Source organism: Pseudomonas sp. AM14(2022) (genome assembly GCF_036346455.1).
GTDB classification, from domain to species: domain Bacteria; phylum Pseudomonadota; class Gammaproteobacteria; order Pseudomonadales; family Pseudomonadaceae; genus Aquipseudomonas; species Aquipseudomonas putida_A.
The window spans coordinates 1-21,615 of record NZ_JAOTNY010000009.1 but is presented as its reverse complement, the minus strand read 5'-3'; the positions used below and the strand labels follow the sequence as shown (position 1 = coordinate 21,615).

The window sequence follows — 21,615 nt, the reverse complement described above, 5'->3', positions numbered from 1 at the left end:
CAGGCCAACGGCTGCTCGATCGAACGCCCTCTCACCCCTGCGTGCCTGCTTTTTACGAGGTGAAACCATGACCCGTTCGACGCTCGGCGATTCTCAGGATTTTCACGTGTTCATCGACGCCTATCGCCGTGAGTACCCGGACGATGTGCTGACCATCACCCAATCTATTTCTGCCGATCAGGACATCACCGCCCTGGTCGATGCCCTCGCCGCACAGGGTCGCGATCCGTTGCTGATCTGCGAGAACGTCTGCGGCCTCAAGGTAACGGTGGCAACTAACCTGTTCGCCTCCCGCACCCGCATTGCCCGGTTGTTCGATGTCACCCCGGCACAACTGCACGAAACCTTTCAGCGCCGCGCCAACCAGCCCATCGCCCCGCGCTACGTGGAAAGCGGCCCGGTGCTCGATGAAGTGTTCGAAGGCGAAGCCGTGGATCTGGCGCTGCTGCCGATGCTCAAGCACTTCGACAGCGATCGCGGGCCGTACATCACCAACGCGATCATCATCGCCGAGGACCCGCTGACCGGCATTGCCAACATGAGTTATCACCGCTCGATGCGCCACGCCCGCCAGTCCCTGGCGACCAGCCTGCACTCGCGCGGACACCTGTGGCGGATGCTGCAGACCGCCCGTGAGCGCGGCGAAGAATTGCGCGTGGCAATGGTGGTCGGCGCGCATCCGTTGTTCATGCTCGCGGCGGCAGCGCGTTTACCCTACGGCAGCGATGAACGTGCCGTCGCCGGTGGCCTGTTCGGCGCGCCGCTGGAGCTGGTGAAAACCCCGCGCTATGGCATCGGCGTACCGGCTTACGCCGAATTTGTCCTGGAAGGCGCCATCGACCCGACGGCCTACGCCGAGGAAGGCCCGTTCGGCGAGTTCAGCGGTTACTCCTCGGATCGCTCGACCAACAACGTGCTGCGCGTCGACACCCTGCTGCGGCGCAAGGACGCCTGGCTGGTGGACGTGATGGGCGGCCGCTACGCCGAGCATCTGACCCTCGCCCGGCTGCCGCGCGAAGCGGAAATGAGCGAGAAGCTCAAGGCGCGTTTCCCCGCCGTCACCGCCGTGCATTATCCGAACTCCGGCACCCACTTTCATTGCTACGTGGCGCTGGATCAAAGCCGCGACGGCGAGGCGCGGCAGATCATGCTGGCCCTGCTCGGCTGGGATCCGTATCTGAAAAACGTGATCGCGGTGGACAGCGATATCGACATCACTGACGACAGCCAGGTGTTGTGGGCGCTGGCCACGCATTTCCAGCCGCATCTGGATATTTTCGTGATCGATGGCTTGCCCGGCAGCCCGCTGGATCCGTCGTCCTCGGTCAACGGCACCACTTCGCGCATGGGCCTGGACGCCACCCGTGGCTCGGGCTTCGACGGGATCAAGGCGCAGCTCGATCAGGACGTGCTCGAACGTGCCCGGCAACTGCTCAAAGGGCTGGCATCGTGAACCGCCAGCGGCTGGTGGTCGGCATCAGCGGCGCGTCCGGCTTCATCTACGGCGTGCGCCTGCTGCAATTGCTCGCCGAGCTGAACATCGAAAGCCACCTGATCATCAGCCGCGCGGCACTGCTGACCATGGCCCACGAGACCGATTACAAACTGGCCGATGTCACTGCGCTTGCCAGCCACTACCACCGCGCCGATGACGTCGCGGCCGGGATCGCCAGCGGTTCGTTTCGCTGCCTGGGCATGGTGGTCGCGCCGTGTTCGATGCGCACCCTGGCGGAGATCGCCACCGGCACGTCTTCCGGGCTGATCGGTCGCGCCGCCGACGTCACCCTCAAGGAACGCCGCACCCTGGTGCTGATGGCCCGCGAAACGCCGCTGACCCTCGCCCACCTGCGCAACATGACCGCCGTCACCGAGATGGGCGGAATCATCACCCCGCCGGTGCCGGCGTTCTACGCCCGGCCCGAAAGCCTGGCGCAGATGGTCGATCACAGCCTCGGCCGGGCGCTCGACCTGTTCGGCCTCGATGCCGGCGTTGCCACCCGCTGGAGAGAACAGAAATCCCCCTGTAGGAGTGAGCCTGCTCGCGATGGAGGAATGTCTGTGAAGTAATTCTCAGCTGACATACCGCCATCGCGAGCAGGCTCACTCCTACAAAAAAGCAACACAACCCGAATTCAATGTGCACCGGTCAATCAGTACAAAGGAGCCTTCATATGAACACCCCCTTCAACGCCCCAACCCCCAACACCAAAATCCCCGTGACCATCCTCACCGGCTTCCTCGGTGCCGGCAAAACCACCCTGCTCAACTACATCCTCAAGGAAAACCACGGGCGCAAGATCGCCGTGATCGAAAACGAGTTCGGCGAGGTCGGCATCGACGGCGATCTGGTGCTCAGCTCCGAGACCGAAGAGATCTACGAAATGGTCAACGGCTGCGTGTGCTGCACCGCCGAGGTACGCGAGGATCTGGTACGCATCGTCCGCGAGCTGGTGGCGCGTCCGGTGCGCCTCGATCACATCCTGATCGAGACCAGCGGGCTGGCCGATCCGTACCCGGTGGCGCAGAGCTTTTTCATCAATGACCCGATTGCCGAAGAAGTCGAACTCGACGCGATCGTGACCATGGTCGACGCCAGGCACATCGCCCAGCACCTGGAGGATCTGCAACTAGATGGCGTCGACAATCAGGCGGTGGATCAGATCGTCTGCGCCGACCGCATCGTCATCAACAAGGTCGATCTGGTCAGCCCTGAAGAGGTGGACATTCTGCGCGGCAAGATCCGTGGTTTGAACGCCACCGCAGATCTGGTGACCTCCACCCATGCGCAGATCGACCTGACGAAAATCCTCGGCATCGGTGCGTTCGAGTGCACGCAGAAGCTTATGGAAATCGGCGCGGAACCTGAGCATCACGACCATGACCACCAGCATGAATCAGAAGACCACGAACACGACCCGAGCGTGTCATCGGTGGGCATCGCCGTCGACGGCGCGGTCAATCTGATGGCGTTCCACCGCTGGATCAGCGAACTGCGCTCGTCCCAGGCCGACAACCTGTACCGCATGAAGGGCGTGCTCGCCGTGGCCAACGAAGACCAGCGCTACGTGCTGCAAGGCGTGCACAGCCTGGTGGAGTTTCGCGCCTCGACCGCATGGGGCACGGAGCCCCGTTCGAGCAAGATCGTGTTCATCGGCCGCGACCTGGACCGCGCGGCGCTGAACCAGGGCTTTGCCGCCTGCCTGGCAGGCTGAACAAGGCATCGGAGCCGGTGGATGGCGGCTTCGCAGCACGAATGACTGAAACCACTCAATTGACGGTGACACCGAACCTGTGGCGAGGGAGCTTGCTCCCGCTGGGTCGCGAAGCGGCCCCTGAAAAGCATGGGCCTGCTGCGCAGTCCAGCGGGAGCAAGCTCCCTCGCCACAGGTGTCTCATCACGGCGTCAATCAATTGATCGGCATCAGACGAATACCCCTCTCTACCGCATAAAAACAGCCAGAGGTGATTCCCCATGTCGTCAGCCACTCCTTCCTCCACCGTGCACCCCGTCGACCGCGTCCTGCCGGTGCGACAGATGCTCACCCTCGGCCTGCAACACATGGCCGTCTCGTACATCGGCGCCATCGCCGTGCCGTTGATCGTCGCCAGTGCCCTGAAGATGTCCCACGCCGATACCGTGGTGCTGATCAGCACCACGCTGTTCTGCTCCGGCATCGCCACCCTTTTGCAAACCGTCGGTTTCTGGAAATTCGGCGTGCGTCTGCCGATTCTGCAAGGCGTGGCGTTCAGCAGCGTCGGCCCGGTGATCGCCATCGGCAGCAACCCCGAAGTGGGCTTCGCCGGAGTCTGCGGCGCGGTGATCGGCGCCGGGATTTTCACCCTGCTGATGGCGCCGTTCGTGGGCCGATTACGGCGGTTTTTCCCGCCGGTAGTCACCGGTTGCATCGTCACAGTGATCGGTTTGCAGCTGTTCCCGATCGCCTATGAATGGGTCGGTGGAGGTCGCAACGCGAGCAACTTCGGCGCCCCGGCATTTCTCGCGGTGGCGGTGGTGGTGCTGCTGACCATTCTGCTGGTCAATCGCTATGGCAGTCCGCTGCTGCGCAACATGGCGGTGCTGGTGGGCATGCTGGTCGGATCCGGTCTGGCTTACGGTCTGGGCATGGGCAATTTCCACAGCGTCGAAGAGGCGCCGTGGCTGACCGTGCCCTACCCGTTCTACTTCGGCCTGCCGACGTTCAGCCTGATCCCCATCGCGACCATGGTGGTGGTGATGATCGTGCAGATGGTCGAGTCGATGGGGTTGTTCGTGGCCATCGGCGACATCGTCGACAAACCGGTGGAAGACCAGCAAGTGGTCAATGGCCTGCGCGCCAATGGCCTGGCCAGCACCATCGCCGGGATGTTCGCTGCTTTCCCGTTCATTGCCTTCATGGAAAACGTCGGTCTGGTGATCCTGACCGGCGTGCGCAGCCGTTGGGTGGTCGCCGTCAGTGGCCTGTTGATGTGTTCGATTGCGCTGGTACCCAAGGCTGGGGCGATCATCGCGTCGATGCCGACCGCGGCGCTGGGCGGTGCCGGCATTGCCATGTTCGGCGTGGTCGCGGCGGCGGGCATTCAGACCCTGGCCAAGGTCGATTACGAGCGCAATCGCTACAACGTATTGATCGTCGGTTTCACCATCGCCGCCGCGCTGGTACCGGTGCTCGCGCCCACCCTGTTCAAACAAATGCCCGAGTGGTCACAGCCGTTCCTGCACAGCAGCGTGGTCATCGCCTGCCTGGTGTCGGTGCTGCTCAACGCGGCGCTCAACGGCGTCAGCGTGCCAGAAACCACACCCGGCAAATCCGCCTCGCACATTCTCTGACTGGAGCCTGCCCATGACTCGACTTCAAAACATCCTGATCAAAAACCCGCTGGCGGTGATGACCGGCCTGCGCGGCCCGCGTGCCCGGGCCGGTGCGGTGGACATTCGCGTGGTCAACGGCCGCATCGCCGAAATGGCCGCCGACCTGGAGCCGCAACCGGGCGAGCGAGTGCTCGATGCACGCAACTGCGTGGTCTATCCGGGCTGGATCAACACCCACCATCACCTGTTCCAGAACCTGCTCAAAGCCGTGCCCGAAGGTTTGAATCAGGATCTGCAAGGCTGGCTGGCGAGCGTGCCCTACCCAAGGTTGAACCGCTTTACCCCGCAACTGGCGCGGATCGCCGCTCGGCTGGGCATGGTCGAGTTGCTGCTGTCCGGGGTGACGACCTGCGCCGATCATCACTATCTCTATCACGCCCACGGCACAACCGAGACCGGGGATCTGCTGTTCGATCTGGCCGATGAGTTCGGCCTGCGCTTTGTGCTGTGTCGCGGTGGCGCACTGGAGTCCGCCAGCGCCCACCCGGGCTTCTCGAAAACCGCGCTGCAACCGGAAAGCCTCGAACAAATGGTCGGCGACATCGAACGGCTGAAATCGCTGTATCACCAGGACACCCCGGACGCCCTGCGCCGGGTGGTCGTCGCACCCACCACGCCAACCTTTTCGCTGCCGCCGACCCTGCTGCGCGAACTGGCGCACACCGCGCGCGGCCTCGGTTTGCGTCTGCACACGCACCTGTCGGAAACGCAGAACTACGTGAATTTCTGCCGCGAGAAATATAACTGCCTGCCGGTGGAGTTCGTCGCCGAACACGAATGGCTCGGCCCCGACGTGTGGTTCGCCCACGCCGTGCACCTGCAACCCGGCGAAATCCGCATGCTCGCCCAGACCGGCAGCGGCATCTCACACTGCCCGGTAAGCAACGCGCGCCTGGGCAGCGGCGTCGCGCCGGTGCCGCAAATGTATGAGGCCGGCGTGCCGATCTCCCTCGGCGTCGACGGCGTCGCGTCCAACGAATCCGGAAGCATGGTCGGCGAAGCCAACACCGCATGGCTGATCCACCGCGCCGCACAAGGCGCCTCGGCGACCACTGCCGAAGACGTGATCCACTGGGGCACGGCGGGCGGTGCACAGGTATTGGGACTGGGCGCGGTCGGTACGCTGGAGGTCGGGCAAGCGGCGGATCTGGTGATCTACAGCCTTGATCATCCACGGTTCTTCGGCTTCCACGATTGCGCGGTTGCACCGGTCGTCGCGGGGGAACCGATCAGCGTGAAATACAGCCTGGTGGGCGGCCGGATCGTGGTCGATAACGGCGTGATTCCGGGGCTGGATATCGAACGGATGCGCGCCGAAGCATGGGAAGGTGTGCAGGCGATGATGAATATCGAGGATTGACCCGCAGGCGATGCAAAACCTGTAGGAGTGAGCCTGCTCGCGATAGCGATGTGTCAGCTGACATTTGCGCTACTGACGCACCGCTATCGCGAGCAGGCTCACTCCTACAGGGAACAACGGCGTATTCGCAGATTCGGGGTTTCTCGACTAAGGTTACCCCCTCATCGGATTGAGCCCCTGCCAGCTTCACCGGGCTCTTGATCAAGGAGAGACTGATGACGTCGCGTCGCAACATCGAACAGACTTATCGCACCTGGTCCAGCCCGATTCTGCTGGAACTGAAAAAGCGCGAACACCAAATGGCGCCGGTCGAGCGTCAGGCGCTGGAGAATGTGCTGGTAGAACGACGGTTGCTGGATATCGGCAATCCAAATGGAAGTGATCGCCGCCAAGGGGGCGCGAACAAAAACGAGCGTCCCGGCTGATCACTTAAAAAAACCTGTGGGAACTGCTCCCACAGGTCACGCCGCGTTTTCAGGCCGCGCGCTGCCCCTCCGCCACCATCGCCGAAGCCGCCAGCATCGCCCGCAACAACACCGCACACCCGGCCGCCAGATCGTCCGGCGCGGCATTCTCGATTTCGTTGTGGCTGATCCCGCCTTCGCACGGCACGAAGATCATCCCGGCCGGGCCGAGTTCGGCAAGGAAGATGGCGTCATGCCCCGCGCCACTGACGATGTCCATGTGTGACAGGCCCAGGCCTTGCGCCGCACCGCGCACGGCTTCGACGCAACCCTTCTCGAAGTACAGCGGCGGAAAATCTGCAGTCGGGGTCAGCTCATAGGTCAAGCCGTGTTCCTCGCAGGTTGCGTCGATGACCTGCTTCACCTCGGCGATCATCGAATCCAGCCGCTCCGGTTGCAGATGGCGGAAGTCGAGGGTCATGCGCACTTCGCCGGGGATGACGTTACGCGAGCCGGGATAGGCTTGCAGGCAACCGACCGTGCCGCAGGCGTGGGGTTGATGACCGAGGGCCGCGCGGTTGACCGCACCGACGATTACCGAGGCGCCGACCAACGCGTCCTTGCGCAGGTGCATCGGCGTTGGCCCGGCGTGGGCTTCGACGCCGCGCAGTTTCAGGTCGAACCACTTCTGCCCGAGGGCGCCGAGCACCACGCCGATGGTTTTCTGCTCGTCTTCGAGGATCGGGCCTTGTTCGATGTGTGCTTCGAAGTAGGCGCCGACTTGATGCCCGCTGACTTTGCGTGATCCGGCGTAACCAATGGCATTCAGGGCTTCGCCGACGGTGACGCCATCGGCATCGATCTTGGCCAGGGTTTCTTCGAGGGTGAATTTTTCCGCGAACACCCCGGAGCCCATCATGCACGGGGCGAAGCGCGAGCCTTCTTCGTTGGTCCAGACCACGACTTCCAGCGGCGCTTCGGTTTCTACGCCGAGGTCATTGAGGGTACGCAGCACTTCGACGCCGGCGAGCACGCCGAAACAGCCGTCGAACTTGCCGCCGGTGGGCTGGGTGTCGATGTGGCTGCCGGTCATCACCGGCGGCAGGTTCGGATTGCGCCCCGGACGACGGGCGAAGATGTTGCCGACTTCATCCACCGTGACGCTGCACCCGGCGTCCTTGCACCACTGCACGAACAGGTCACGAGCCTGACGGTCGAGGTCGGTCAGGGCCAGGCGACAGACCCCGCCCTTGACCGTGGCACCGAGCTTGGCCAGTTCCATGAGCGAGGCCCAGAGGCGGTCGCGGTTGATGTGCTGATGGGTGGATTGCAGAACGTCTACGGCTGCGTTCATGTTGATCTCCTCAGGCAGTTTTTTATGAGTTTCTTCAGGCAGTTCTTGTGTGTATTTGAGGCCGTCTTCGCGAGCAAGCCCGCTCCCACATTTGGAATGCGTTCACCCTGTGGGAGCGGGCTTGCTCGCGAAGGGGCCATTCCTCACACCGAAGATTTCACAACAGAGGGGCTGCTTCGCATCGAACACAACCCGTAATAAATCACCCCACCCAACGCCGAACCGGTAAACCAGCCGTAGCTGTAAAACCAGCTGAACGCATCGCTGCCCAGCGACAGCAAGGTCAGCACCACCGGCACGCCAAACGCGGTGAACCCGGCCCAGTTCCACGCCGGATAGACGTCGTCGCGATAAAGCCCGGCCAGGTCCAACTGCTGTTTCTTGATCAGGAAATAGTCCACCACCATGATCCCGGCGATCGGCCCGAGCAGGCTCGAATAGCCCAGCAGCCAGTTGGAATACACGGTTTCCAGGCTGACATCGGAAACGATCAGCCCGAGTTTTTTCAGCAACTCGTGGGCCATCAACGCCAGCCCGACGAAACCAGTGAGCAACACCGCTTTGGTGCGGTTGATCACCTTGGGCGCGATGTTCTGGAAGTCGTTGGTCGGCGAAACGATGTTCGCTGCGGTGTTGGTCGACAGCGTGGCGATGATGATCAGTGCCATGGCCACCGCGACCCACAGCGGGCTCTGGATATGGCCGATCAGGCTGACCGGATCCGACACGGTGACGCCGACCAGTTTCACCGACGCAGCGGTCATCACCACACCCAGCGAAGCGAACAGAAACATGGTCAGCGGCAGACCGAAAATCTGCCCGAGTATCTGGTCCTTCTGGCTTTTGGCGTAGCGACTGAAGTCGGGAATGTTCAGCGACAGCGTGGCCCAGAAGCCGACCATCGCCGTCAGCCCGGCGGCGAAGTAACTGACCACACTGGCGCCTTCAGGACGCTTGGGCGGAATCGCCAGCAGCTCGGTCATCGACACATTGGGCATCGCCCACATCAGCAAGCCAATGCCGACCGCCACCAGCAGCGGCGCGGACAGGGTTTCCAGCCACTTGATCGACTCGGCGCCGCGGATCACCACCCACAGATTCAGCGACCAGAAGATCATGAAGCCGATCACCTCGCCGGTTCCGCCGAGGGATTTCCAGCCGTCGAAGATCGAGCCGAGAAACAGGTGAATCGCCAGCCCGCCGAACATGGTCTGAATGCCGAACCAGCCACACGCCACCAGTGCACGAATCAGGCACGGCACGTTGGAGCCAAGCACGCCGAACGACGAGCGCAGCAGCACCGGGAATGGAATGCCGTACTTGGTGCCGGGGAAAGCATTGAGGGTCAACGGGATCAGCACGATGACGTTGGCCAGCAGAATCGCCATCAGCGCTTCGCCGACGGTCAGGCCGAAATACGCGGTAAGTACGCCGCCGAGGGTGTAAGTCGGCACGCACACCGACATGCCGACCCACAGCGCGGTGATGTGCCATTTGTTCCAGGTTCGTTCGCGCACCTTGGTCGGTGCCATGTCGTGGTTGTAACGGGGACTGTCGAGGACGTCACTGCCGGCTTCGAGTTCGAACAAGCCGTCGCGCTCGGTCACTTGCGATCTGTTCTGTTGCATGGCCGCTCCACTGTTCTTCTGATTATTTTTTTGCTCATCAGGCGGCTGCACACGGGATGCGAGCCGGACGATGGCCGGAGGAACTGACAACTTTCGTGTACCGGCCATGGTGTCAGCGGCGGCATCAATAAACGTGCCGGGTGCCCCGCTTAACGGTAGGGCCGTGGTTCAAACACATTGCAACTTTCTGATATTGCTCGGTTTAATTATTCACCGAAAGAGTCCGCGAAAACTTGTCTGCACGCTCAGGCCAAACGTTTGCCAAGTTGTTCGAACTGTCAGGACTCAATCTGGTGCACTGCACTTTTTTTCATCACGGGCGCTCAACCGCAGCTCAACTTCAAGCGGCTGATTTCACATAGGAAATCTTGCTCATATTTCCATCCTGTCAAGTGCGTCAAAATGGTGAACAGCCTCACCATTTTGGTGATTTATGTTTTTTATCGTTATTTTTCATAAACTTAAAACAGTCATAAGCTTATAAAAAATAATCTTGATCAATTGCAAAACTGCGACTAGCTTCTATTCCTGACAGCGCTGACAGGAATACGCCGATCAGCGTTGTACATCAATAAAACATTTAGAACCGGCACAAGTCGGTCATGCCTGCGAGGAACTCGGAATGTCTCTGTTGATCCGTGGCGCCACCGTTGTTACCCATGATGAAAGTTATCGCGCCGACGTCTATTGCGCCGACGGCGTGATCAAAGCCATTGGTCAGAACCTGGATGTTCCCGCCGGCGCCGAAGTGCTCGACGGCAGCGGCCAATACCTGATGCCCGGCGGCATCGACCCACACACTCACATGCAACTGCCTTTCATGGGCACCGTGGCCAGTGAAGACTTTTACAGCGGCACCGCTGCGGGTCTGGCTGGCGGGACCACGTCGATCATCGACTTCGTGATTCCCAATCCGCAGCAGTCATTGATGGAAGCGTTTCACCAGTGGCGCGGCTGGGCCGAGAAGTCGGCATCGGACTACGGCTTCCACGTCGCGATCACCTGGTGGAGCGAGCAAGTGCGTGAGGAAATGGCCGAGCTGGTCAGCCATCACGGGATCAACAGCTTCAAACATTTCATGGCATACAAGAATGCGATCATGGCCGCCGACGACACGCTGGTGGCAAGTTTTGAACGCTGCCTGGAACTCGGCGCCGTGCCGACCGTGCACGCGGAAAACGGCGAACTGGTCTATCACCTGCAACGCAAGTTGATGGCCCAGGGCATCACCGGGCCGGAAGCGCATCCACTGTCGCGGCCATCGCAGGTGGAAGGCGAAGCGGCGAGCCGGGCGATCCGTATTGCCGAGACCATCGGCACGCCGTTGTATCTGGTGCACGTTTCCACCAAAGAAGCGCTGGACGAAATCACCTACGCCCGCAGCAAGGGTCAACCGGTGTACGGCGAGGTGCTGGCCGGGCATCTGCTGCTCGACGACAGTGTCTACCAGCACCCGGACTGGCAGACCGCCGCCGGTTACGTGATGAGCCCGCCGTTCCGCCCGCGCGGCCATCAGGAAGCGCTGTGGCACGGTCTGCAAAGCGGCAATCTGCACACCACCGCCACTGACCACTGCTGCTTCTGCGCCGAGCAAAAAGCCGCCGGGCGCGACGACTTCAGCAAGATCCCCAACGGCACCGCCGGCATTGAAGACCGCATGGCGGTGCTGTGGGATGAAGGGGTCAACAGCGGACGCTTGTCGATGCAGGATTTCGTTGCCCTCACTTCCACCAACACCGCGAAAATCTTCAACCTCTACCCGCGCAAAGGCGCGATCCGCGTCGGCGCCGATGCCGACCTGGTGCTGTGGGACCCGCAAGGCACCCGCACCATCTCCGCCAAGACCCACCATCAGCAGGTGGACTTCAACATCTTCGAAGGCAAGACCGTGCGCGGCGTGCCGAGCCATACCGTCAGCCAAGGCAAAGTGGTCTGGGCCGACGGCGACCTGCGCGCCGAGCGCGGGGCCGGGCGGTACATCGAACGGCCGGCGTATCCGGCGGTGTTTGATTTGCTGAGCAAGCGGGCTGAGCAACATCGCCCGACTGCCGTTAAGCGCTAAAGCGAGGCCTTCGGCCTCATCGCGAGCAGGCTCACTCCTACAGATGTACGCATTCCAATTGTAGGAGTGAGCCTGCTCGCGATAGCGCCAGTTCAGACACCACAAAAACCACTGCCCATCAGAGGCAGAGAACCTCAATAACCGTGAGGCAAAAAACCGTGATCGATACCCTGAACCATCTCCCGCATCCGCACGAAAGCGCGGCCGCCCTCGCCGGCCATTTCACTGATCTGGCGCCACCGCTCAACGCCCGGCAGGCGCATTTGGAAGCCTCGCGCTGCCTGTATTGCTACGACGCGCCGTGCGTCAACGCGTGCCCGAGCGAGATCGACATTCCGTCGTTCATCCGCAACATCCATCAGGACAACGTGCCCGGCGCAGCGCAGAAAATTCTTTCGGCGAACATCCTCGGCGGCAGTTGTGCGCGGGTCTGCCCGACGGAAATCCTTTGTCAGCAAGCCTGCGTGCGCAACAACGCCCAGGAATGCGCGCCAGTGCTGATCGGCCTGTTGCAACGCTACGCCGTGGACAACGCGCACTTCACCGAGCACCCGTTCCAGCGTGCGGCGAGCACCGGCAAGCGCATCGCCGTGGTCGGCGCCGGGCCAGCAGGTTTGTCCTGCGCCCACCGCAGTGCGATGCACGGGCATGACGTGGTGATTTTCGAAGCACGGGAGAAGGCTGGCGGCCTTAATGAATACGGGATCGCCAAGTACAAACTGGTCGACGATTACGCGCAGAAGGAGCTGGATTTCCTCCTGCAGATCGGCGGCATCGAAATCCGTCACGGGCAGAAACTCGGCGAGAATCTGACCCTCAGCGAGCTGCATCAGCAGTTCGACGCGGTGTTCCTCGGCCTCGGCCTCAACGCCAGCAAACAGCTCGGTCTGGCCCACGAAGACGCGCCCGGCCTGCTCGCCGCCACCGACTACATCCGCGAACTGCGCCAGGCCGATGACCTGACGCAACTGCCACTGGCCGAACGCTGCATCGTCCTTGGCGCCGGCAACACCGCGATCGACATGGCCGTACAAATGGCCCGCCTCGGAGCGCGTGACGTGAATCTGGTGTATCGCCGGGGTGCGGCGGACATGGGCGCCACCGGCCACGAACAAGACATCGCCAAAGCCAATCAGGTGCGCCTGCTGACTTGGGCGCAACCGGAGGAAGTGCTGCTCGACGCGCAAGGCAAGGTGCGCGGCATGCGTTTCGCCCGCACGCAACTGGTCGACGGTCGTCTGCAAACCACTGGGGAGACCTTCGAACTGGCCGCCGACGCGATCTTCAAAGCCATCGGCCAGGCCTTTGACAGCAGCGCCCTCGCCGACCCGCTGGCCCGTGAACTCAAGCGTCAGGGCGAGCGGATTCAGGTCGATGACAACCTGCGCACCAGCATTCCCGGCGTGTATGCCGGCGGCGACTGCACCAGCCTCGATCAGGACCTCACCGTGCAAGCGGTACAGCACGGCAAACTCGCCGCCGAGGCGATCAACGCGCAACTGATGCTCAACGTGGAGGCTGCGTAAATGGCCGATCTCTCGATAGTCTTCGCCGGTATCAAAGCGCCCAATCCGTTCTGGCTGGCCTCCGCGCCACCGACCGACAAGGCCTACAACGTGGTCCGCGCCTTCGAGGCCGGTTGGGGTGGCGTGGTCTGGAAAACCCTCGGCGAGGACCCGGCAGCGGTCAACGTCTCGTCGCGCTACTCGGCGCACTACGGCAACAACCGCGAGGTGCTGGGCATCAACAACATCGAACTGATCACCGACCGCTCGCTGGAAATCAACTTACGCGAAATCACTCAGGTGAAGAAGGACTGGCCGGATCGCGCATTGATCGTCTCGTTGATGGTGCCGTGCGTGGAGGAATCGTGGAAACACATCCTGCCGCTGGTGGAGGCCACCGGCGCCGATGGCATCGAGCTGAATTTCGGTTGCCCGCACGGCATGCCCGAGCGCGGCATGGGCGCAGCGGTGGGTCAAGTGCCGGAGTACGTCGAGCAGGTCACTCGGTGGTGCAAGACCTATTGCTCGCTACCGGTGATCGTCAAGCTGACGCCGAACATCACCGACATCCGTGTCGCCGCCCGCGCGGCCCATCGCGGTGGCGCCGATGCGGTGTCGCTGATCAACACCATCAACTCGATCACCAGTGTCGATCTGGAACACATGGTCGCCCTGCCCACCGTCGGCAGCAAAAGCACCCACGGCGGTTACTGCGGCTCGGCGGTGAAGCCTATTGCGCTGAACATGGTCGCCGAAATTGCCCGTGATCCGCAGACGCAAGGCCTGCCGATCTGCGGCATTGGCGGCATCGGCAGTTGGCGTGACGCGGCGGAGTTCATCGCGCTGGGCAGTGGCGCGGTGCAGGTGTGCACGGCGGCGATGCTCCACGGTTTCCGGATTGTCGAGGAGATGAAGGACGGGCTGTCGCGCTGGATGGACAGCCAAGGCTACGCCAACATCGCCGAGTTTTCCGGGCGCGCAGTGGGCAATACCACCGACTGGAAGTACCTCGACATCAACTACCAGGTGATCGCCAAGATCGACCAGGACGCGTGCATCGGTTGCGGGCGCTGCCACATTGCTTGCGAAGACACTTCACACCAGGCGATCAGCAGCTTGAAACAGGCTGACGGCACGCATAAATATGAAGTGATCGATGAGGAGTGTGTCGGCTGCAATCTGTGCCAGATCACCTGCCCGGTGGCGGACTGCATCGAGATGGTGCCGATGGAGACCGGCAAGCCGTTTCTGGACTGGAATCATGATCCGAGGAATCCGTACCATGTCTCAGCTTAGGGCAGGTAGCGTCTGACCTGACGCCTTCGCGAGCAAGCCCGCTCCCACATTTGAAATGCATTTCAAAACTGTGGGAGCGGGCTTGCTCGCGAAGAGGCCAGCCGCTTCAACTCATATATCAGGGCTCCAACCCGATCCCGCGCAATATCACACTGGTCACCGTCTGCACCGCCCGTTCGAACTGCATGTCCGACAGCGGTTGATGCTCGTTGAGAATATTCACCTGATGATCGAAGTCGGCGTAATGCTGGGTCGAGGCCCAGATCATGTACAGCAGGCCCGACGGCTCCACCGGCAGAATCCGCTTGTCCTCGACCCACTGGCGGATCTTCGCTTCCTTCATTTTCGCCCAGTCGTACAAGCTCAGATCCAGCGCCTCGCCTAACGTTGGGGCGCCGTGGATGATCTCGTTGGCCCAGACTTTCGAGCCGTACGGCCGGCTGCGCGAGTGGTTCATCTTGGCGCGGATGTAGCTGCTGAGCACCACCCGCGGGTCATCGAACATCTCGAAGCACAGTGCGTCCTGCTTCCACACTTCCAGCAGGTCGAACAGCACCGCGCTGTACAGTTCACTCTTGGTGGAAAAGTAGTAATGCAGGTTGGAACGCGGCAGCTGCACTTCGGCGGCGATGTCGGCCATGGCGGTGCCGCCGAAACCTTTTTCGGCGAAGACTTTTTCCGCCGCGAGCAGGATTTTCTCGACGTTACTGCGACGGATCTCGATCTTGTGATTGCCCATGAGGGCTCCCTGACAACGACGTTGTTGAAGACTAGCATCCGCTCTGGCCTCGGGGCGACCGCTGCAAACAAAACTTCGTATGAAGGCCGGCGCATGGCTAAACTGGCGCTTCTTTGTCCTGCCTCAGAGGTATCCGCGATGCTGTTCAAGAACGTCCTGACCACCACTGCCCTGCTCGCTTCGCTGTTCGCCGCATCTTCGGTTTTCGCCCACGCCCACCTGAAAAGTGCCACCCCGGCCGCCGACAGCACCGTCGCCACGCCGGCCGATCTGCGCCTGACCTTTTCTGAAGGCGTCGAAGCCAGTTTCACCAAAGTCAGCCTGACCCACGATGGCGCCCCGGTCGCGATCAAACCGCTGACCACCGAAGGCGACAAGAAAACCCTGATCGTCACCCCCGCCGCACCTCTCGGCGCCGGTGAATACAAAGTCGAATGGCACGCAGTGTCGGTCGACACACACAAGAGCGAAGGCGCCTACCAGTTCAAGGTTGGCCAGTAATTCATGAGTGAAGCGCTGGTGCTGTGCCGTTTTGTGCATTTCAGCGCGGTGTTGATGCTGTTCGGCGCCTGGTTGTTCCGGCCGTTGCTGCTCAAGGCACCAGTGCCGACGTTGGATCGGCATCTGGCGCGACTGGCGCGTTGGCTGACCGCGATTGCCTTGGTCAGCGGTGTCACCTGGGCACTGTTGATCACCGCGAGCATGGCCGGTTCGGCGGCGGCAGCGTTCGATCCGGACACTGTTGGCGTGGTGCTCGGCAACACCTTTTTCGGCCAGGTCTGGCGCTGGCATCTGCTGATCAACGCGCTGTTGCTGGCATTGCTGTTCACGCCGTGGCGTTCGAATGTGCTGCTGCGCCTGGGCTTGAGTGCGCTGCTCTTGGCGACCCTGGCGCCGGTCGGTCACGGCGCGATGCTCGACGGCCTCAGCGGGCAACTGCTGATCCTCAACCAGATCGTTCATCTGACTTGCGTCGCTGCATGGCTGGGCGGCTTGTTGCTGTTGGTGTTGATCCTGCGTCAGCCGAGCACAGCGATGGGGCGGATCCTGCAACGCTTCAGCGGTGTCGGTTATGCGATCGTTGGCGGGCTGCTGATCACCGGGCTGATCAACGTGCGCGTGCTGACCGGGCAATGGTGGCCGACGCCGCTGTTCAGTGGGTTTGCGTTGATTCTGCTGATCAAGGCCTTGCTGGTGCTGGGCATGCTCGCGCTGGCGCTGTTCAATCGCTTGCGGATTGATGATTGCGAACAGCGGATGGGCGCGCTCAAGCGCAGTGTGGTGCTGGAGTGGTTGTTGGGGATGGGGGCTGTTGCTGCGGTCTCCCTGCTCGGTACCCTGCCGCCGATGATTGCTGGATAAACCCAATTAGACTGTGGGAGCGGGCTTGCTCGCGAAGGCGGTGTATCAGATACGAAAATATCGCCTGACACACCGCTTTCGCGAGCAAGCCCGCTCCCACATTTTTGATCTGCGCAGGTCAATGCGGTTGTGTGTCGCCCGCTGCGGTGTCGATGCTGACCACCACCGACATCCCCGGGCGCAAGCGCTCCTCTTCCTGCTGCCCCTCATCAATGGTGATCCGCACCGGCACGCGCTGGGCGATTTTCACAAAGTTGCCGGTGGCGTTGTCGGCCTGCAACAGGGCGAATTCCGAACCGGTGCCGGGCGAAATGTGCTGCACATGGCCGGTGAACTTGCGGTGGTTCAGCGCATCAACGGTGAAGCGCACAGGCTGCCCGACGCGCACATTGTTCATCTGGGTTTCCTTCATGTTGGCGATCACCCATTTCTGGTTCGGCACCAACGCCATCAGTTGCGCCCCGGAGTTGACGTAAGCGCCGAGGCGCACGCCGATCTGTCCGAGCTGGCCGTCGCGCGGGGCGACGATGCGGGTGTTCGACAAGTCGATCCGCGCCAGTTGCACCGCTGCTTCAGCGCTGGCCACCGAGGCTTCCAGCGAACCGCGATTGACGATCACCGTCTGCAGATCCTGCCGGGCGATTTCCAGATTGGCCTTGGCCTGCGCCACCGCCGCAATGCTCTGCGCATTGGCCGCGAGCGTCACGTCCATCTCGCGTTTCGACACCGAGCCGTCACTCACTAGCTCCTTGTTACGCCGCAGATCCGCCTCGCTTTTACGCAACTGCGCTTCGCTGTCGGCCACCACCGCCTGACGCAATTTGATCGTCGCTTCGGCACTGTTGCGTTGCTGCACAACGTTGGCCAGCGCGGCTTTCTGCACCGCCAGTTGCGCCAGCGACTGGTCGAGGCGCTGCTGATAAATCCGGTCGTCCAGCCGCACCAGCAGGTCGCCGGCCTTCACGTACTGGAAGTCCTGCACCGGCACCTCGAACACGTAACCGCTGAGCTGCGGGCCGATGATCGTCACCTGGCCACGCACCAGGGCGTTTTCAGTGGTTTCGACCGCACTGCTGAACGGCGGCAACTGCCAGGCGTAGAGCACGATCAGCACACCGACGATGGCAATCGCGGCAAAGCCCAGCGACGAGATGATCCGCACCCGCAACGAGCGCGGCTCGGTGTTCGGCGAGGACGGCGGTGCCACGCCTTCCGGGGTGGCGGCGATGGCATTGGTGGTTGTGGTGGTGGGTTCGGTCATGAATTGGAAGCACCGTCAGGAGGTACGGAAGGCGCGGGGTCGACGGCTTTGGTGGTGCTCATCAGCCACAGCGCACGAATGGACAGCCAGATCATGGTCAGCACCGCAATCACGGCGATCAGCATGAATACATCGTTATAGGCCAGCACGTTGGCTTCGCGAGTGGCCGCGTTGGACAGGCTGCGAATCCCGGCCAGATTGCGCAGGCTCGGGTCGGCCAGCAACGAGCCATAGGCCGACCCGCCGCTCTGTACGCGGGCGGCCACCAGCGGATCGGACAGCGTCAGGTGCTCGACCAGGTGACTGGAATGGAATTTCTCGCGCACGATCTGGAACGTGCCCAACAACGCCGCGCCGAGCAGGCCGCCGAGGTTGTTGCAGATCCCGAACAACACCGAAAAACTCACCAGATTGCGCGGATTGGTCAGCACGTTGCGGGTGCCGAACACCATGGTCGGTCCCAGAAAAAACGTGCTGCCGAAGGCCAGCAGAAACTGGCTGAAATACAGGTTCTGCGGGCGGGTCAGGTTATTGGAAAAACTGTCCATCACCGAACCGGTGGCCATCAGCGCCAGCGAGATGATCAACGGCATCAGCAGGTGCTTGGGGTCGATGGTCAGGGCGCTGGTCGCCAGCCCGGCGACGCTGCCGATCAGCATCACCACATACAGGCTGTGCAACTGCTCATAACCCATGTTGAGGTTCTGCATGAAACCGACGGCGCCGGTGGATTGCTCCGAAGTGACCATGCGAATCAGGGTCACCGCCAGCGCCAGGCGGATCATCGTGCCGCTGCCGAGCCAGCGGGTCATCAGCATCGGGTTGCTGCGATTGTGCTCGATCGCCAGACCGGCGAGGATCAGGGCAATCGAGGCCGCCAGCGCATAGCCGATCCAGTTGGCCTCCAGCCACCAGTCGATCCGCCCCAGCGAGAGCACCGCGCAAAGCAGTGCCACGCCGCTGGCGAGAATAGCGAAGGTCAGAAAGTCCAGCGGCTCGAAGGTTTTGAAGCGGTCACCGGGCGGCAACTTGAGCAGCAGCACGCAGCCCAGCGACAGCAAGGCCATGCCCAATTCGAACAGGTACAGGCCGCGCCATTCGGCAATCTGCAGCAAGTCTTCGGAGAACAGGCGCGCCAGCGGCAGCGCCAGTTGCGAGGCACCGAGACCCAGCACCAGCGCTTTCAACCGCCATTTGGCCGGAAACGCCTGAACCATGTAATACAGACCCAGCGAACTCAGCGCCGCACCGACCATGCCGTGCGCCGCCCGCACCGCGATGGCCGAGCTCAAGTCGTTGACGAACAGATGACCGAACGTCACTAGCGCATACAGCACCAGAAACACTTCGGTGAATGCACGCAGGCCAAACTGCTGGCGAAACTTCACCAGCAGCAGGTTCATCGACACGTTGGTCATCACGTAAGCAGCTGGCAGCCAGGCCATCTCCGCCGTGGTCGCGCCCAGCGCGCCTTGCAGGTAAGGCAGGTTGGCGACCACCAGCGAGTTACCCAAACCACCGGTCACCGCCACCAGCAGCCCGACCAGCGCATAGGCCAGGCGCTTGGGGTTGGAGTGCAGCGGCGTCGAGGGGGAACCGGGCAGACTGGGCTTCTCGTGAGGCTGCCAGTCGCGCGGGGCATATCGATCCATTGAAAGGCCTTGTGCTTGTGTTGCCGGGAGTTTGCCGCAAATCCTGCGGCAAACCCACAATCCTGTGGGAGCTGGCTTGCCGGCGATGACGGCAGTCGGCTCGGCAACAGGCTGACTGGCAGACCGTTATCGCGGGCACGCCCGCCCCCACAGGGTTCGTGGTGGATTCGTAAATTCTGTTTAAAGGTCCTCTCGCCCGCAACGGATTTTTCCCGCGCCGGGCAACTGCCACCCTTGCAGCCCTTCTCAACCTGCAAGGTGCCCGTTATGACCACGCCCCACTGGCAACGCTCCCCACGCCTGCTGAAAAACCTTTTGGCCGCCGCCCTGTTGCTGCCCGCCCTCGCCTTCGCCCAGGAACGCCCGTGGCCGGACGGTTCGCAACTGGTGATTTCAGTGTCGATGCAGTTCGAAACCGGCGGCCAGCCCGAGGGTGCGGAAAGTCCGTTCTCCGGCAGTCCATTGCCCAAGGGTTACCCTGATCTGCCGGCGCAGACCTGGTTTGATTATGGCTACAAGGAAGGCTTGTGGCGGATGCTCGACCTGTGGGATCGCACCGGGATCAAGGTCACCTCGCATGTGGTCGGCGAAGCGGCGCTCAAGCACCCGGAACTGGCGAAAGCGATTGCCGAGCGCGGCCACGAACTGGCAGCCCACGGCATGCGCTGGGCCGATTCCTACAAAATGAGTTACGACCAGGAAAAACAGTTCATCGGCGACGGTGTCAACGCGGTCGAGAGACTTACCGGCCAGCGCTCGGTGGGCTACAACGCCAACTGGTTGCGGCGCAGCGCCAACACGCTGAAGGTCCTGCAAGACCTCAACTTCAGCTACCACATCGATGATGTCAGCCGCGACGAACCGTTCGTGACCATGGTCCGTGGGCGCAAATTCGCCGTGGTGCCGTATACCTTGCGCAACAACGACATCGTGTTGATCGAGGGTCGGCATTTCTCCGCCGAGCAGTTTTATCAGCAATTGGTGCTGGAATTTGATCGCCTGTACGCCGAGGGCGCGAGCAAGCGGCGGATGATGTCAGTGAGTCTGCACGACCGCATCGGCGGCACCCCGGCGATGGTCGAGGCGATGGAACGTTTTATCCGCTATGCGCAGTCCCATCCAAAAGTGACATTCATGCGCAAGGACCAGATCGCCCGGATCGTCCTGACCGAGAAAAACCCGCTGATCGACAACACAGAGGCGCTCTATAACCGGTAAACCCGCCGAAAACAGCCCTCTTCGCAGCATTTGGAGGGCTGCCAAATCGTGCAAAATAATCGTAACAAGCCCTGTTGACTTTTGCGCAAAACCTCGCAACTATCCGCAACCATGTTGTACGACGACGTATGACAAATAATAAAAACAACAACAGGGAGCGTCACAGTGAGCACACTCGTCTGCAATTCCGTTCGCACGTCCCGTATTTCCTTCCCCCGCCCGTGTTCCACCCTGAGTTTGATCGGCTGCAGCAGCCTCGCCCTGGTTTTGCCGATGAGCGCAGACGCCGAAGGCTTCCTCGAAGACAGCAAAGCCACGCTGAACCTGCGCAACGCCTACTTCAATCGCAACTTCGTCAACCCGAACTACCCGCAGAGCAAGGCTGAAGAGTGGACGCAAAACTTCATCCTTGATGCCAAATCCGGCTTCACCCAAGGCACCGTCGGCTTCGGTCTCGATGTGCTGGGGATGTATTCGCAAAAACTCGATGGCGGCAAGGGCACCGGCGGTACGCAACTGTTGCCGATTCACGATGACGGGCGTCCGGCGGACAACTTCGGTCGCCTCGGCGTGGCGCTGAAGGCCAAGGTGTCGAAGACCGAATTGAAGGTTGGCGAATGGATGCCGGTGCTGCCGATCCTGCGCTCGGACGATGGCCGCTCGTTGCCGCAGACCTTTCGCGGTGGCCAGATCACCTCCACCGAAATCAACGGCCTGACCCTCTACGGTGGGCAGTTCCGTGGCAACAGCCCGCGCAACGATGCCAGCATGGAAGACATGTCGATGAACGGCCGCGGCGCCTTCACCTCCGACCGTTTCAACTTCGGCGGCGGCGAATACACCTTCAACGACAAGCGCACCCTGGTCGGCGTGTGGTACGCCGAACTCAGCGACATCTACCAGC

General features: G+C 61.8%; 18 protein-coding genes. 13 read left to right on the top strand and 5 right to left on the bottom strand.

What is annotated here, in order from left to right:
• Positions 1 to 67: 67 nt before the first annotated feature.
• The 6 genes from V3W27_RS18320 (at position 68) to V3W27_RS18295 (ending at position 6,655) form a co-directional block, all read left to right on the top strand.
• A complete protein-coding gene (locus tag V3W27_RS18320; RefSeq protein WP_330207204.1) occupies positions 68 to 1,453 on the top strand; it encodes a UbiD family decarboxylase in 1,386 nt (461 codons plus the stop codon).
• Positions 1,450 to 2,067: a UbiX family flavin prenyltransferase gene (locus V3W27_RS18315; protein ID WP_330207203.1), complete on the top strand. Its 618-nt coding sequence runs from the start codon at positions 1,450 to 1,452 to the stop codon at positions 2,065 to 2,067. The genes V3W27_RS18320 and V3W27_RS18315 overlap by 4 nt, the downstream gene beginning before the upstream one ends.
• Positions 2,068 to 2,171: 104 nt before the next feature.
• Entirely contained in the window at positions 2,172 to 3,212 is a 1,041-nt protein-coding gene (locus V3W27_RS18310) for a CobW family GTP-binding protein (RefSeq protein ID WP_330207202.1), read from the top strand.
• Between the two features lie 260 nt (positions 3,213 to 3,472).
• The gene (locus V3W27_RS18305) at positions 3,473 to 4,828 is read left to right on the top strand and encodes a nucleobase:cation symporter-2 family protein (protein ID WP_330207201.1); all 1,356 of its coding nucleotides are present in this window, start codon (positions 3,473 to 3,475) and stop codon (positions 4,826 to 4,828) included.
• 13 nt (positions 4,829 to 4,841) lie between these two features.
• Positions 4,842 to 6,230 carry an amidohydrolase family protein gene (locus V3W27_RS18300; RefSeq protein WP_330207200.1) on the top strand — a complete coding sequence of 463 codons (1,389 nt, stop codon included), beginning with the start codon at positions 4,842 to 4,844 and terminating at the stop codon, positions 6,228 to 6,230.
• A gap of 215 nt (positions 6,231 to 6,445) precedes the next feature.
• On the top strand, positions 6,446 to 6,655 hold the full coding sequence (locus V3W27_RS18295) for a hypothetical protein (protein WP_027613195.1): 210 nt from the start codon (positions 6,446 to 6,448) through the stop codon (positions 6,653 to 6,655).
• Positions 6,656 to 6,704: 49 nt separating this feature from the next.
• Here V3W27_RS18295 and V3W27_RS18290 read toward each other — a convergent pair whose 3' ends face one another.
• Together V3W27_RS18290 and V3W27_RS18285 are read right to left on the bottom strand one after the other, a co-directional pair.
• Entirely contained in the window at positions 6,705 to 7,988 is a 1,284-nt protein-coding gene (locus V3W27_RS18290) for a Zn-dependent hydrolase (RefSeq protein WP_330207199.1), read from the bottom strand.
• Positions 7,989 to 8,131: 143 nt separating this feature from the next.
• A complete protein-coding gene (locus V3W27_RS18285) occupies positions 8,132 to 9,616 on the bottom strand; it encodes an NCS1 family nucleobase:cation symporter-1 (RefSeq protein WP_134786072.1) in 1,485 nt (494 codons plus the stop codon).
• A 622-nt stretch (positions 9,617 to 10,238) separates the two neighbouring features.
• Between V3W27_RS18285 and hydA the strand changes: the two genes are divergently transcribed.
• The 3 genes from hydA to preA all read left to right on the top strand — a co-directional run bounded on the left by hydA (position 10,239) and on the right by preA (position 14,479).
• Positions 10,239 to 11,678 carry a dihydropyrimidinase gene (gene hydA, locus V3W27_RS18280; protein ID WP_204894748.1) on the top strand — a complete coding sequence of 480 codons (1,440 nt, stop codon included), beginning with the start codon at positions 10,239 to 10,241 and terminating at the stop codon, positions 11,676 to 11,678.
• Positions 11,679 to 11,836: 158 nt separating this feature from the next.
• A complete protein-coding gene (locus V3W27_RS18275) occupies positions 11,837 to 13,204 on the top strand; it encodes an NAD(P)-dependent oxidoreductase (protein ID WP_330207198.1) in 1,368 nt (455 codons plus the stop codon).
• On the top strand, positions 13,205 to 14,479 hold the full coding sequence (gene preA, locus V3W27_RS18270) for an NAD-dependent dihydropyrimidine dehydrogenase subunit PreA (protein WP_115990121.1): 1,275 nt from the start codon (positions 13,205 to 13,207) through the stop codon (positions 14,477 to 14,479).
• Positions 14,480 to 14,597: 118 nt separating this feature from the next.
• Here the strand turns inward: preA and V3W27_RS18265 are convergent, their stop codons facing one another.
• A complete protein-coding gene (locus V3W27_RS18265) occupies positions 14,598 to 15,218 on the bottom strand; it encodes a TetR/AcrR family transcriptional regulator (RefSeq protein WP_330207197.1) in 621 nt (206 codons plus the stop codon).
• A gap of 138 nt (positions 15,219 to 15,356) precedes the next feature.
• On the opposite strand from V3W27_RS18265, the gene copC reads away from it, so the two are divergent.
• Positions 15,357 to 15,719 carry a copper homeostasis periplasmic binding protein CopC gene (gene copC / locus V3W27_RS18260; RefSeq protein WP_098968231.1) on the top strand — a complete coding sequence of 121 codons (363 nt, stop codon included), beginning with the start codon at positions 15,357 to 15,359 and terminating at the stop codon, positions 15,717 to 15,719.
• 3 nt (positions 15,720 to 15,722) lie between these two features.
• Positions 15,723 to 16,580, top strand: coding sequence for a copper homeostasis membrane protein CopD (gene copD, locus V3W27_RS18255; protein ID WP_330207196.1), 858 nt, complete (start codon positions 15,723 to 15,725; stop codon positions 16,578 to 16,580).
• Positions 16,581 to 16,698: 118 nt separating this feature from the next.
• Here copD and V3W27_RS18250 read toward each other — a convergent pair whose 3' ends face one another.
• Both V3W27_RS18250 and V3W27_RS18245 read right to left on the bottom strand, forming a co-directional pair.
• Complete coding sequence (locus V3W27_RS18250) at positions 16,699 to 17,841, bottom strand: HlyD family secretion protein (RefSeq protein ID WP_027613204.1); 1,143 nt, start codon at positions 17,839 to 17,841, stop codon at positions 16,699 to 16,701.
• Entirely contained in the window at positions 17,838 to 19,493 is a 1,656-nt protein-coding gene (locus V3W27_RS18245) for an MFS transporter (RefSeq protein WP_027613205.1), read from the bottom strand. The genes V3W27_RS18250 and V3W27_RS18245 overlap by 4 nt, the downstream gene beginning before the upstream one ends.
• A 267-nt stretch (positions 19,494 to 19,760) precedes the next feature.
• Here V3W27_RS18245 and V3W27_RS18240 point away from each other — a divergent pair, with 267 nt between their 5' ends.
• Both V3W27_RS18240 and V3W27_RS18235 read left to right on the top strand, forming a co-directional pair.
• Positions 19,761 to 20,711 (top strand): polysaccharide deacetylase family protein, encoded by a 951-nt coding sequence (locus V3W27_RS18240; protein ID WP_330207195.1) that lies wholly within the window; start codon positions 19,761 to 19,763, stop codon positions 20,709 to 20,711.
• A gap of 231 nt (positions 20,712 to 20,942) precedes the next feature.
• The coding region (locus tag V3W27_RS18235; protein WP_442962670.1) for an OprD family outer membrane porin at positions 20,943 to 21,615 on the top strand (673 nt) is incomplete at its 3' end.

Excerpts from the sequence above, each read along its gene's own strand:
- V3W27_RS18320 (WP_330207204.1), top strand. The coding sequence starts at position 68 with ATGACCCGTTCGACGCTCGGCGATTCTCAGGATTTTCACGTGTTCATC.
- V3W27_RS18310 (WP_330207202.1), top strand. The coding sequence starts at position 2,172 with ATGAACACCCCCTTCAACGCCCCAACCCCCAACACCAAAATCCCCGTG.
- V3W27_RS18305 (WP_330207201.1), top strand. The coding sequence starts at position 3,473 with ATGTCGTCAGCCACTCCTTCCTCCACCGTGCACCCCGTCGACCGCGTC.
- V3W27_RS18300 (WP_330207200.1), top strand. The coding sequence starts at position 4,842 with ATGACTCGACTTCAAAACATCCTGATCAAAAACCCGCTGGCGGTGATG.
- V3W27_RS18295 (WP_027613195.1), top strand. The coding sequence starts at position 6,446 with ATGACGTCGCGTCGCAACATCGAACAGACTTATCGCACCTGGTCCAGC.
- V3W27_RS18290 (WP_330207199.1), bottom strand. The coding sequence starts at position 7,988 with ATGAACGCAGCCGTAGACGTTCTGCAATCCACCCATCAGCACATCAAC.
- V3W27_RS18285 (WP_134786072.1), bottom strand. The coding sequence starts at position 9,616 with ATGCAACAGAACAGATCGCAAGTGACCGAGCGCGACGGCTTGTTCGAA.
- hydA (WP_204894748.1), top strand. The coding sequence starts at position 10,239 with ATGTCTCTGTTGATCCGTGGCGCCACCGTTGTTACCCATGATGAAAGT.
- preA (WP_115990121.1), top strand. The coding sequence starts at position 13,205 with ATGGCCGATCTCTCGATAGTCTTCGCCGGTATCAAAGCGCCCAATCCG.
- V3W27_RS18265 (WP_330207197.1), bottom strand. The coding sequence starts at position 15,218 with ATGGGCAATCACAAGATCGAGATCCGTCGCAGTAACGTCGAGAAAATC.
- copC (WP_098968231.1), top strand. The coding sequence starts at position 15,357 with ATGCTGTTCAAGAACGTCCTGACCACCACTGCCCTGCTCGCTTCGCTG.
- copD (WP_330207196.1), top strand. The coding sequence starts at position 15,723 with ATGAGTGAAGCGCTGGTGCTGTGCCGTTTTGTGCATTTCAGCGCGGTG.
- V3W27_RS18250 (WP_027613204.1), bottom strand. The coding sequence starts at position 17,841 with ATGACCGAACCCACCACCACAACCACCAATGCCATCGCCGCCACCCCG.
- V3W27_RS18245 (WP_027613205.1), bottom strand. The coding sequence starts at position 19,493 with ATGGATCGATATGCCCCGCGCGACTGGCAGCCTCACGAGAAGCCCAGT.
- V3W27_RS18240 (WP_330207195.1), top strand. The coding sequence starts at position 19,761 with ATGACCACGCCCCACTGGCAACGCTCCCCACGCCTGCTGAAAAACCTT.